Annotated in this window: 14 protein-coding genes; 12 read left to right on the plus strand and 2 right to left on the minus strand. The window is 34.8% G+C overall.

The window, feature by feature from the left end:
• Positions 1–56 precede the first annotated feature (56 nt).
• Positions 57–947, plus strand: coding sequence for a M23 family metallopeptidase (locus AC0L8O_RS06775; RefSeq protein ID WP_473447064.1), 891 nt, complete (start codon positions 57–59; stop codon positions 945–947).
• Between the two features lie 367 nt (positions 948–1,314).
• On the opposite strand, the gene AC0L8O_RS06780 is transcribed toward AC0L8O_RS06775, so the two are convergent.
• The gene (locus tag AC0L8O_RS06780) at positions 1,315–1,563 is read right to left on the minus strand and encodes a ferredoxin (protein WP_026560247.1); all 249 of its coding nucleotides are present in this window, start codon (positions 1,561–1,563) and stop codon (positions 1,315–1,317) included.
• Between the two features lie 302 nt (positions 1,564–1,865).
• Here AC0L8O_RS06780 and AC0L8O_RS06785 point away from each other — a divergent pair, with 302 nt between their 5' ends.
• The 11 genes from AC0L8O_RS06785 to AC0L8O_RS06835 all read left to right on the plus strand — a co-directional run bounded on the left by AC0L8O_RS06785 (position 1,866) and on the right by AC0L8O_RS06835 (position 11,653).
• Positions 1,866–2,927: a YpbB family protein gene (locus AC0L8O_RS06785; protein WP_473447065.1), complete on the plus strand. Its 1,062-nt coding sequence runs from the start codon at positions 1,866–1,868 to the stop codon at positions 2,925–2,927.
• Positions 2,924–4,411 carry a RecQ family ATP-dependent DNA helicase gene (locus AC0L8O_RS06790; RefSeq protein ID WP_473447066.1) on the plus strand — a complete coding sequence of 496 codons (1,488 nt, stop codon included), beginning with the start codon at positions 2,924–2,926 and terminating at the stop codon, positions 4,409–4,411. Before AC0L8O_RS06785 ends, AC0L8O_RS06790 begins: the two co-directional genes overlap by 4 nt.
• A gap of 3 nt (positions 4,412–4,414) precedes the next feature.
• Complete coding sequence (locus AC0L8O_RS06795) at positions 4,415–5,005, plus strand: lysostaphin resistance A-like protein (RefSeq protein ID WP_473447068.1); 591 nt, start codon at positions 4,415–4,417, stop codon at positions 5,003–5,005.
• Positions 5,002–5,142: a hypothetical protein gene (locus AC0L8O_RS06800; protein ID WP_473447069.1), complete on the plus strand. Its 141-nt coding sequence runs from the start codon at positions 5,002–5,004 to the stop codon at positions 5,140–5,142. The genes AC0L8O_RS06795 and AC0L8O_RS06800 overlap by 4 nt, the downstream gene beginning before the upstream one ends.
• Positions 5,139–5,693: a LysM peptidoglycan-binding domain-containing protein gene (locus tag AC0L8O_RS06805; protein ID WP_473447070.1), complete on the plus strand. Its 555-nt coding sequence runs from the start codon at positions 5,139–5,141 to the stop codon at positions 5,691–5,693. The genes AC0L8O_RS06800 and AC0L8O_RS06805 overlap by 4 nt, the downstream gene beginning before the upstream one ends.
• Before the next feature lie 83 nt (positions 5,694–5,776).
• Entirely contained in the window at positions 5,777–6,244 is a 468-nt protein-coding gene (locus AC0L8O_RS06810; RefSeq protein WP_473447071.1) for a YpbF family protein, read from the plus strand.
• A gap of 164 nt (positions 6,245–6,408) precedes the next feature.
• Positions 6,409–7,203 carry a metallophosphoesterase gene (locus AC0L8O_RS06815; RefSeq protein WP_473448732.1) on the plus strand — a complete coding sequence of 265 codons (795 nt, stop codon included), beginning with the start codon at positions 6,409–6,411 and terminating at the stop codon, positions 7,201–7,203.
• Positions 7,204–7,326: 123 nt separating this feature from the next.
• Entirely contained in the window at positions 7,327–8,295 is a 969-nt protein-coding gene (locus tag AC0L8O_RS06820) for a MerR family transcriptional regulator (RefSeq protein WP_473447072.1), read from the plus strand.
• A 64-nt stretch (positions 8,296–8,359) separates the two neighbouring features.
• Positions 8,360–8,950, plus strand: coding sequence for a genetic competence negative regulator (locus tag AC0L8O_RS06825; protein WP_473447073.1), 591 nt, complete (start codon positions 8,360–8,362; stop codon positions 8,948–8,950).
• Between the two features lie 276 nt (positions 8,951–9,226).
• Positions 9,227–10,498 carry a Glu/Leu/Phe/Val family dehydrogenase gene (locus AC0L8O_RS06830; protein WP_078432755.1) on the plus strand — a complete coding sequence of 424 codons (1,272 nt, stop codon included), beginning with the start codon at positions 9,227–9,229 and terminating at the stop codon, positions 10,496–10,498.
• 189 nt (positions 10,499–10,687) lie between these two features.
• On the plus strand, positions 10,688–11,653 hold the full coding sequence (locus tag AC0L8O_RS06835; protein WP_473447074.1) for a YpdA family putative bacillithiol disulfide reductase: 966 nt from the start codon (positions 10,688–10,690) through the stop codon (positions 11,651–11,653).
• Between the two features lie 41 nt (positions 11,654–11,694).
• Here AC0L8O_RS06835 and AC0L8O_RS06840 read toward each other — a convergent pair whose 3' ends face one another.
• Positions 11,695–12,666, minus strand: a complete 972-nt coding sequence (locus AC0L8O_RS06840; protein ID WP_473447075.1) for an asparaginase — start codon at positions 12,664–12,666, stop codon at positions 11,695–11,697.
• Positions 12,667–12,741 lie beyond the last annotated feature (75 nt).

A 12,741-nucleotide genomic window follows, 5' to 3' on the forward strand; every position in this document is an offset into this window, starting at 1 on the left:
TTACAAGCTAAGCAACGTAAGAAAATAGTCAAAAAAAACAAAAATGGGGGACAAGAATGCAATCCAGGCAAAATCTTTTTGTATGTACGATTTGTATTTTCTTTGGTCTATTTTTAGTTGTTACTAATAGTGCAAAGGCAGAGTCACACATAAAGGAACTCGAGCACACATGGATTCAACCTGTTAAAGGAACAATAACGGATACATTTGGAACTCGTAATGGAAAACATAAGGGAATTGATATTGCTGCACCTGAAGGAGCACAAATTATCTCAGTGTCTTCAGGTTTAGTAGTGAAATCATATTACTCAGACACATACGGACATGTTGTATTTATCCAACATCCTGAAGGTTATGAAACAGTCTATGCACATTTAAGGGAAAGAAATGTTCAACAAGGAGAAAAAGTAACAAAAGGACAAGTTCTTGGTATAATTGGAAATACGGGAGTCTCAACCGGAACACATTTGCACTTTGAATTACATAAAGGGGAATGGACTTTTGAAAAGGAACATGCAGTAGATCCATTGTTTGTATTTAAAGAGGATGGAAAACAAACTGTTTACGCTGAAGATAGTGGCAATGAAACAGTTGAAACAAATGCGCAGGGCAGTTTGTCAAAAACAACTACCGATAAACATGAAGAAAACGCACAAAAAAATGTGATTACAGTTGTGAAAGGTGATACGTTGTGGAGATTATCAGATACATTTAATGTATCCGTTTCATCTATAAAAAAATGGAATAATCTGAAGAATGACGTGATTTATCCAAATCAGGAACTGACTATTTTTATAAAAAACAGCGCAAATTATGTGGTGCAGCCAGGGGATACAATACAATCAATTGCAGCAGAATTTAGTACTAGTCCAGAGGCTATTAAGAAGATTAATGATATAACTTCGGAAAAGATTTATCCGGAGCAGGTATTAGTCATAAATAAATAATAAAAATAATGAAAAGTTTTTTTGAAAGGCTGTTTTCGTAAACATTGTTGCTTTGTAATAAGTGTAGAGGTTGTTGATTTGAGCTCCAGGCTGCTCGCTTTCCGTGGGGTGGGCGGTGAGCCTCCTCAACGCTTTGCGTCTGCGGGGTCTCACCTGTCCCACAGCTCCCACAGGAGTCTCGCATATCCGTTCAAATCAACCCTATTTAGTTTTTTTAAAGTACTTATTTAAAACAACAATCTTTTAGAAAAGAGCCTTTTGAAAAAAAGATGGCTTGAAACCGATCCCACATCCTTCTTATAGAGAATTTAGCAGTTCTATAAGGGAAGGATGAATCAGTTCCATAAGCCATCTTTTTTACATACAATTATTCAAATTTCAATGCATCGCCGTCAAATTTCTCATCGGAGATTTTGATTGAATCGGTTGGACAACCTTCAAATGCATCCATCATATCTTCTTCAAGGGCATCTGGTACCTCTACAATCCCTTGATTATCATCTAATGTTACAAAAGCAATACCTTCGTCATCATAATCATAAATATCCGGTGCTGCTGCTCCACAAGCACCACATGCGATGCATGTATCCTTATCAACAATTGTGTATTTTGCCATTATACAACCTCCTGAAAAAATCATACCATATTTTTTATTATATGGTATTACTGATTAAATGAGTGAATTCCATTGAATATCATCATTCTCTCTTTGCCCTACATAGTATTGTAAATCGGATTTTTCGACTTTTCAATAAAAAACTCTTCTGTTACTCCATTGAAGTCCTGAAATTCCACATTTTTTTGACAAATGTATTGCTATTTGATGTGTGTTAAGAGTAATTATGGTAAACGAATGTCCTTAAATTTGTTAAAATAGAGAATGTAATCGAATATTGTCAAACATTGTAGGGTGGTATAATGAAGCTAGATTATTTTCATACAGTTTTGCTTAATTGTGTTAACCAACTAAATGGAGAAAGAACAGTCTCCGCTATTTATCATTTACTTAAAGGAAAAAAATCTTCACAAACGATTCAAGATGGCAAACTTTTTAATCTTACTCATTTGTTTGGATTAATTCCTAAACTATCTAGGAAGCAAATCGATGCAGCATGGGAATTACTCAATCAAGAAGAACTTATTGACATCTTGCCCGATAATCTTTGCTTCATAACACCTAAAGGGAAAGAAGTACTTTTGAAAAAACTTGAAGAAAAACCAATACCTTCTTCACTGGATGGATGGCATTATGGTGATGTAAGCAGGGTTTTTTGGAAAAGATTGTCTTTGCTAGTTCAAGTAGTGTCAAACTTGACATACGGAAGGAAAGGGTATTTACCCATAACAAAAAACCCGGAAGAACTACAATGGGTAAAGGGATTTTTAAAGCAGGGTAATGTACAAAGGGAAGTTTTAACGGAAAAGCTTTATAAAGAACTTGAAACTGTTTTGAAACTGCACACTTCTAAAGAAGCAACAATTGTTGTTCAAAGACTGACATCCTGCAAGAAAATCGGGCTAACTTTTGAGCAAATCGCATATAAGCATGATGAGGATCCATTTTATGTATATTTGGTGTTTTGGAATATCATTCATTCCATTATAAAATTGCAACAAAGCCGGGAAAATAGCTTTGAAATTTTAAATACTATCATTAAGGATAAAGCTAATCAGGCTGCATTGACGACCTCAACTAAAGTGACAAGATCATTTGTTTTACAGGGAAAGAACATCAAAGAAATAGCTATTATGAGGAAATTAAAAGAAAGTACAATCGAGGATCATATTGTTGAATTAACATTACATGATCCTCAATATTATCCATCATTTTTTTTGCATGAAAATGACTACAATAAAATAATGAAAGCAATTGAAGAGTTACAAACACATCAGCTAAAAAAAGTTAAAGAATATTTAGGTCATAAATATAGCTATTTTCAAATAAGGCTGGCGTTTGCTTTAAATGGGAGGAGAAAATGATTGAGCAATTAGAGGACGTCCTTCACATACATTTTAATCTCAAGCATTTTCGTACAGGTCAGAAAGAGATTATTGAAGCAGTTATTCAAAGAGAAGATGTGATAGCAATGCTTCCGACAGGCGGAGGAAAATCGCTTTGTTATCAACTGCCTGGCTATATACTACAAGGACCAATTCTTATCATCTCACCTCTGCTGTCTCTTATGGAAGATCAGGTAGAGCAAATCAAACAGAGGGGTGAAAAGAGCGTGGTAGCTTTAAATAGCTCGGTTTCTTTCATGAAAAGAAAACAGATTTTAAAACAACTAAAGAAGTACCGGTACATCTATGCTTCTCCGGAAATTTTACAAATTGATTATGTGATAGAGGCATTAACAGAAGCAAATATATCACTTTTTGTCGTGGATGAGGCGCATTGCATTTCACAGTGGGGGCATGATTTTAGGCCGGATTATTCTAAGTTGGGTGAACTAAGGGAGAAGCTTCATAATCCTCCTTGCTTGGCATTAACAGCGACAGCTACTAAGCAGGTATTAGAGGATGTCCGGCAAATTCTCTGTTTAAATCATGATGTTAATACATTTATTTACTCTATCAACCGTCCCAATATTGCTATGTCGGTCGAAAAGCATCAATCTATCGATGATAAGATAAATCGATTACAACAAATTGTGCATGCTTTTAAAGGACCGGGAATTATTTATTGTTCAAGCAGAATTTGGACGGAAAGACTGGCACATATCCTAATCGAATCCGGAATGGACCAGGTTGCTTATTATCATGGTGGTATGGATCAAGAACAACGGATATTAATTCAACAACAATTTCTGTATGATCAATTAAATATTGTATGTTGTACAAATGCCTTTGGAATGGGGATTAACAAAGCGAATATTCGTTATGTTATACATTTTCATTTTCCCTCTCAGCTAGAGTCTTATATGCAGGAAATCGGGAGAGCAGGTCGTGACGGTCATAAAAGTGTTGCCATCACATTAATAACCGATACGGATTATGAAATACCTAAGTCATTAGTTGAATCTGAGTTTCCTTCATATGATGACTTAAGCAGAACGATTCACTTTTTGCAAAACAAGCACGAACCTTCCTTTGAATTCATTCAACAGTGGTGTGGTCTAACGGAAACTCAATGGAGATATGTAGAATATGCTTATGAAAATCTTTCAAATTCTTCCATGGATACTGAACAAATGATATCAACCATTTGGCAGAAAATTGAACATAGAATAGCAATAAAACAACAAAAGTTAACAGATATGTTTAAGTGGTTAACGGATAAAGGATGTAAACGAAAAAAACTGCTTGCCTATTTTGATGATATCCTGATTGATCAAGTGAAAAATTGTTGTGATGCTTGTGGAATTGATTTTGACTGCTATCAAGAAGAACAAAATAATATTGAAGAGCAAGATTTAAATTGGCAAGAAGAATTAAAGTTGATTTTTTGCAAGGCGAGTGATTAAGATTTGTTTAAAAACCAGAATGAGCTAATAAAACAATTAACAGATAAGCAAATTGTTCAAAATTTATATTTTACCCAATTATTACTGATTTGTTTTTCTTTTGTCTTGGGGGTCTTTCTATTTCATGATGTATATGAATTTTTACAGCTTTTTTATATACAAGATTTGCAATTTTTCTATTATGGAATAGGTACTGCTTTTTTCGTTATTATCGTTGATTTTATCATCTTTAAACTAGCCCCAAAGGACCTTGTTGATGATGGGGGTATAAATGAAAAAATCTTTCAAAAAAGGTCTGTTCCACATATTATTTTCTTAACTGCTTTAATTGCAGTCTCAGAAGAAATTTTGTTTAGAGGTGTCATTCAAACTCATCTTGGACTATGGATTGCCAGCCTCATTTTCGCTGTTTTGCATTTTCGATATCTTTCCAAGTGGCTTTTATTTATTATGGTTATATCAATTAGTTTCTTATTAGGAGTTGTTTATGAAATAACGGAGAACCTCTATACAACCATTTTAGCTCATTTTTTGATTGATTTAATCTTTGCCATTCAAATAAGGGTGCAATATGTGAGAGGTGAAAACATATGAATGATCATGAAAAACGATCAGATCAAGCTGAAGGTTTAAGAACAAGGATGATCGACGAATACAAACAGGAAAATGGGAAATATCCCCCACGAAGTGAGATTCATAAAGGTAAAGACAAAAAAACAAACCAAAATTGAAATATCCTATTATTAGCATTTTGGCCTTATTTTTTATCCTGCTTCCAATACTTATTTTGTCTTTAAACCTTTACTATGGCTCACAAGAGGATGAAAGCTCGACTGATAAATTGAATGTAGGAGAAGATAGAGTATATATTCCTAAAATTAAACAGCCTGATAATCAATCAATTGAAACAGAACAATCACAGAACGATAATGAGGTTATTGAACCAGAAACTAAGGGGAACTCTGACCCAAGTGATGAAAACGAGGTTGTTGGGGAATCTGCTCCTACTATCGAAAAAGAAGAAAAACAAAACGAGTCAGAAACTGTCAATTCAACGAGTACCACTACCAATCAAGAGACTCAATCAGAGAGTAATGAAGAAGGTAGTGAGAAGCAATATAGTGAGATTAAAACACATAAAGTGGCAGCTGGCGAAACACTGTTCAGCATAGCTATAAAGTATTATAATAACCGCTCCGGAGAAGAAATAATTAGACAGTATAATCAATTTTCCGGAAACGAGATATACGAAGGTCAATTATTAAAAATTCCTATTAAATAAAGAAAAGTACCTAATGATAAGCTCATAACTATATGGACGACCTCATACAATGTAATAGATCGTATTTCGTTGTATGAGGGGAAGTGAGCATAATCGAACCAAGTATTCAATTACTAAGGAATCATACTGATGAGCCGACAAAACAGATGCTCGATCATTTGGTTGACCGTAAACGCAAGTTTGAAAAATATAAAATGAAATGTTTTAGAACTCAATTTTTTACGTTTGTCTTAATAATGGGGTTCATCGTGTATCTTTATGCATTTATTATAAAACCAGCCGGTGGACAAATGGATGTGGTTCTTCAAATGATATTTGATAATGAAATGCATATCTTTTTTATCCTGTTTATTGTAGCAGGTTATGCAACAGCCCAATATTTTAAGAAAAAAGAAGACAAAGCAGAAACTGAGTATCATAATTTAAGATGTGAAGTGATTAGAAAAAGCACAGAACTATGGCCACAGCCCGCACAGTGGCAAAATAGACACGAAGTTTTTACCATGATGAAAAAAGAGTTTGATATAAATCTATTTCATGAAAGTAAGTAATAAACCGATAATTCTCCCTTCTTTCGAATTTTTGAAACGAAGGTTTTTTTGTTTATATAAAGGATAAAAGTATAAGTAATGACATCGACTTCTGCCATTCTTGGCGGTAAGTCGCAATGCTAATATATAATGGGTATATTGCATGTACAAGAAGGGAGATGATGATGTTGGAACTTATCCAAGTATTGTTAGTCATCGTAATGAGCTTTGTTATTCTGATGATAATCGTCATGTATTTGAAAGCAAAAGAAAATCGTGTAACGATTCATCATATTGAATTTGATACATTCCCGACACATTTGGATTCTTTGAACATTTTCTTTATATCTGATATACATAGGAGAACAGTTTCAGATGAATTATTGGGGAAAATGCCAAATCAAGCTGATGTTGTAATAATTGGCGGAGATTTAACTGAATCAGGTGTTCCGTTTTCCAGGGTGGAACAGAATATACGAGAACTAAAAAAGTTGGCCCCTGTTTATTTTGTGTACGGAAACAATGATTATGAAGTTAACCAAAAAACACTGGAAACGCTCTTAGAAAACAATAATGTATGTGTTTTAAAGAATACATATAAAGAGCTTCCATCATCATCAAACGAAAGAATAGTTATATTAGGTGTAGAAGATATGAGCGGTGAGAGAGATCGATTAGATTTGGCATTGAATGATCCTAAGAAGTCAGAAACGGACTTTCGAATATTAATAAGTCATAATCCGGATATTTACCACAAAATTAGTCAAAAAGATCGTATTTCGTTAGTGCTAAGTGGGCATACTCATGGTGGACAAATCCGCTTTCTTGGTTTTGGTTTATATAAAAAAGGAGGATTACATCATCTAAGGAATACGACCCTTTTAGTTAGTAATGGATATGGAACAACAGCATTACCACTAAGATTAGGAGCTCCAGCAGAGGCTCATTATCTTCATTTGACGAGGAAAGGTCATAAATAAGCTTATATACGTAGACGACAACCATGCTTTCTTAAGCATGGTTGTTCAATTGTTATACAAAGTTTACACAAAATAAAACATTCGATATAATTTTGTTTATAGATTTTTTATGGGGGATTAATTGTGACAAATCATGAAGGAAAATACAATATAAAGGCAGTTTCAAAGATGCTTGGCATTCAAGCTGGAACATTAAGAGCCTGGGAAAGAAGATATAACATGATTGCGCCTGTCAGAAATGAATCCGGACATCGCTTATATACTGATGACCATATAAAAATACTTAAATGGTTGATCAGTAAAGTAAATAATGGTTTCTCTATAAGTCAAGCTGTAAATTTACTTGAAACAAACCAAGTTCTATTAGACGAAAATGTTGGAATAGTTGACGGAGAAGAACCGATAGATCGATCATTGAACTTAATGGACGAGCTTCTCCATGCGCTTCTTCAATTTGATGAAAATAAGGCACATGATCTTTTAAATGATGCATTTAGCCTCTATTCAGTGGATAAGGTTGTTATTGACATATTGGGGTCACTATTGGTGAAGATTGGTGACAAATGGGAGACAGGGAAAATTACGTCTGCCCACGAACATTTTGCTTCTTCTTTCTTACGATCCCGTATAGGAATGATCTTACACACATTCCCAGTAGCTGGTTTCCTCCCTAAAGTAATTGCTGTTTGTGGACCAGATGAAACACATGAATTAGGTTTGTTAATTTTCACATTATTTTTACGAAGGAAAGGGTTTGAAGTCATTTACCTTGGCGGCAGTATTGCAGAGGGAGATATTGATATCGTCTTAAAAGAAGTGAAACCGGATTTTTTATTTTTGTCTTGCACATTGGTTAAAAATGTAAAGAAAACATTGGAGCTTGTTGATCATCTTTCAGAAAGATTTAATCGATTAAAAATAGGAATTGGAGGCAAGGCGTTTAGTAAAGTAACAGCCCCTATCCTTGAACCATATAACAGGTATTTAGTTGGTGATGGCAAACCACAATGGGAAAGGTGGTTAAAAGAGAGACTAGAAATAAATGACAAAGAAAAGACACATCGCCATCTACACGGTCTGAAAAATTTTTGAACCATCTTATCTAAAAATCATACTATGATTTATATAGAGCGGTCTCAAGGCAGGAGGGTATGGGATGCGGCTAGAGCGACTGAACTATGATAAAATAAAAATCTTTTTAACAACAGATGACTTACGAGACAGAGGTTTAACTAAAGATGACCTGTGGAAGGATTCATTGAAAGTTCATCAATTATTCAGGGACATGATGAATGAAGCCAGTATTGAACTGGGTTTTGAGGTGAATGGACCTATTGCAGTTGAAGTGTATTCGCTTCATGCTCAAGGGATGGTCGTCATCGTCACAAAAGCCCTTGAAACCGAGGAGCTTGACAATGATTTTTCGGATGAATATATTGAAATGCAGGTGAAAGTGGATGAAAGTTTTGATATTATTTTCGAATTTGAAACATTCGAAGCGTTAATTCAACTTTCACGTTACACAAACCGTCAAAATATCCATGACGGTATGGTTATTTACTTTCAAGAACGTTTTTACTTATTGTTAAATGACGAACAGCCAGTTGATATTGATGATCTTGTTTCGATCTTAGCTGAATATGGAAGCCCCTCAACTTTAACAGTCCATAGATTAAAAGAATATGGTAAAATTATCGTAGAGGAAAACGCAATGAAGGAAATATATCATTACTTTTTGGATAAATAAATTATTGGTATGGTGAGTTTAACCTTAGGTCTCTCTAAAGAAGAACAATGAGACCAAATTGGTTGAATTCACCTTTAATTGTATGTGATAAAGTTTAATTGTTACGATTACAACAATGTTTTATATTCTTCCTGGTATGGTATCGTTTTCATATTTGTGATGAAATTCTAATAATTATCGTTTTTCTTCTTTGCATAAGTGTCTTGAAAGTGTATACTATGTCATGAAAGGTGGACATTCTTTCATTTACTGATTAGATTTAGGAGGTTAACTTTAATGGTAGCCGAGAAAAACACCGATGCACAAAATGATAAATTAGATGTGTTAAAATCAACTCAAACGGTGATACATAATGCTCTTGACAAACTTGGATATCCTGAAGAAGTATATGAATTATTGAAAGAACCAATTAGATTAATGACAGTGAAGATACCGGTTCGTATGGATGACGGATCTGTGAAGATTTTTACGGGTTACCGAGCTCAACACAATGATGCAGTTGGCCCGACAAAAGGTGGAATAAGATTTCATCCGAATGTAACAGAAAAAGAGGTAAAAGCACTCTCCATTTGGATGAGTTTAAAATGTGGTATCGTTGACTTACCGTATGGCGGAGGTAAGGGCGGTATAGTTTGTGACCCAAGAGACATGTCATTTAGAGAATTAGAACGTTTAAGTCGCGGTTATGTTCGAGCAATCAGTCAAATTGTTGGTCCTACAAAAGATATTCCTGCGCCTGACGTTTTTACAAACTCCCAGATTATGGCATGGATGATGGATGAATACAGCCGTATAGATGAATTTAATTCTCCTGGATTTATCACAGGTAAACCACTTGTCTTAGGAGGATCACATGGTCGTGAATCCGCTACCGCTAAGGGTGTAACGATATGTATTCGTGAAGCTGCAAAGAAAAAGGGAATTAACCTTGAAGGTGCAAGAGTTGTTGTGCAAGGCTTTGGAAATGCTGGTAGCTATTTATCTAAATTTATGCATGATGCAGGAGCTAAAATCGTTGGGATTTCAGATGCGTATGGTGGTTTGCATGACCCGGATGGATTGGATATTGATTATCTCCTTGATCGTCGTGACAGCTTTGGAACAGTAACAAAGCTTTTCAATGATACGATTACAAATAAAGAGCTACTTGAGCTTGATTGTGATATTTTAGTACCTGCAGCAATTGAAAATCAAATTACAGAGGATAATGCAGCAAATATTCGTGCAAGTATTGTTGTAGAAGCAGCCAATGGCCCAACAACTCTTGAAGCAACAAAAATACTTTCTGACAGAGGAATATTGCTAGTTCCAGATGTATTAGCAAGTGCAGGCGGTGTAACTGTATCTTACTTTGAGTGGGTTCAAAATAATCAAGGGTATTATTGGTCTGAGGAAGAAGTAGATGAAAAACTTGAACACGTGATGGTTAAGTCATTTAATAATATTTACGAGACAAGTCAAAATCGCAGGGTCGATATGCGTTTAGCTGCCTACATGGTAGGAGTAAGGAAAATGGCTGAAGCGTCGAGATTTAGAGGCTGGATTTAAACCTAGGTTTTTAGAAGTGGAGACGAGACTTTAGAATGTCTAGCTACTTTATTTAATTTTGGATCATTAATTTGTTCCAAATATTGAATAAAGCCTGATGTTACTAACGGTCTGTCTCTTTTTTGTTTTTTAGATTAGCTAGTATACATCGACATGAATTAACATAATAGGGTACTGGAGGGAAATGTCTTGATAAATGAGGAAACGATTATTGTAGGTGGAGGGCCTTGTGGATTATCAGCCGCAATAGCTCTTTCAAAGCTGGGCAAAAAACCATTAGTTATTGAAAAAGGCAATATTGTAAATGCAATCTATCATTATCCAACACATCAAACTTTCTTCAGTTCAAGTGAAAAACTAGAAATTGGAGAAGTTCCATTTATTACTGAAAATCGTAAGCCGGTTAGAAATCAAGCATTAGCATACTACCGGGAAGTTGTTAAAAGGAAAGAAGTAAGAGTTAATGCTTTTGAAAAAGTAGAGATGGTCGATAAAATAGACGAAAACAAATTTGTTGTAAAAACAAATAAAAAAGTTTATGAAGCAAAACAAGTTGTTATAGCAACTGGCTATTATGATCATCCAAACTATTTACATATTCCAGGTGAAAACTTGCCAAAGGTTTTTCATTATTTTAAAGAGGCACACCCTTATTTTGATAAAGATGTAGTCGTCATTGGTGGGAAGAATTCGAGTGTTGACGCTGCTTTGGAGCTTGTAAAAGCGGGAGCAAGAGTAACTGTTTTGTACCGTGGAAGTGAGTATTCATCAAGTATTAAGCCATGGATTTTGCCAGAATTCGAATCTCTTGTGAGAAACGGTACAATCACAATGGAATTTCATGCAAACCTACTTGAAATACTTGAAGATTCAGTTGTATATAGAGGAATTGAGGGAACAAAAACGATCAAAAATGATTTTGTCTTTGCTATGACTGGATACCATCCCGATCACAATTTCCTGAAAAAAATGGGAGTGACAATAGATACAGAAACAGGAAGACCCTTATATAATCCTGAAACGATGGAAACAAATATAAAGGGAATATTTATTGCAGGTGTAATTGCAGCAGGAAATAACGCTAATGAGATATTTATTGAAAATGGACGTTTTCACGGGGAATTAATTTATGATGCTTTGCGTAGTGATAAATAATAAAGAGAGAGTATAGTGCTCTCTCTTTATTATAGTCATCTTTAAGTTGAAAAAATAGCTTCTAATTCCTCTCTCTCAGTTGATGTTTCAAGAGCAATCATTAATTTAATTCTAGCTTTTTGACCGTTTAATCCATTGCTAAAAATTAAGCCCATGTCTTTTAATTGTCTACCGCCACCTTCATAGCCATAAACATCTTGTGCAATTCCATTAAAGCATCTGGAAACAAGCACAATTGGTATGTTCTTATCTAGGAGGCTTTTAAGGCCTGGTAACATCATCGGTGGCAGATTCCCTTGTCCTAAAGCTTCGATTACCAAACCATCAGGATTTAACTTCTCTATTCCTTTCAAAAGGCTACTATCCATTCCAGCAAAAGCTTTTATTAAAAATACATTTTTATTCAGTTTGGATACATGTAAAGCTCTAGTTAAAATAGGTTTGTGATGGAAGAATACCCCGGCTTTATTTACAATGCCAATTGGTCCGTATTGGGGACTTTGAAATGTAGCAATATTGCTTGTATGTGTTTTCGTCACATTTATTGCCGTGTGAACTTCATCATTCATTACGACAAGAACGCCCATAGACTTTGCGTGATCGGCAACAGCCACTTTTATCGCTGAAAGTAAATTATAAAGTCCATCAGATCCCAATTCATTGCTGGATCTCATTGCACCTGTTAAGACAACTGGTATTGTCAATGATAGGGTGACATCGAGAAAATAAGCAGTTTCTTCAAGAGTGTCAGTTCCATGCGTAATTACAACACCATCTAAATGCATTTTTTTGCTTTCTTCTTCTATATATGTTTTAAGATGCAGCATGTTTTCTGGTGTTATATGAGGTGAAGGTAAATGAAATAATTGAGTGGTTATTAGATTGATGTCAGGTAATTCTTTAAGATGATCCATAAGAGGATTTGTTTCTCCCGGCTTCACTTCGCCGGTTTCATGGTCCTCTTTCATTGAAATAGTACCACCTGTATGAATAAGTAGTATGTTTTTGTTCATAGATGTCAAACTCCTTCAAAAAATAGTAAAAATCTTGTATTTACGACATTCTGACATTTTCAATTTTACGATATC

This window comes from Metabacillus sp. KJ11-3 (assembly GCF_055808295.1).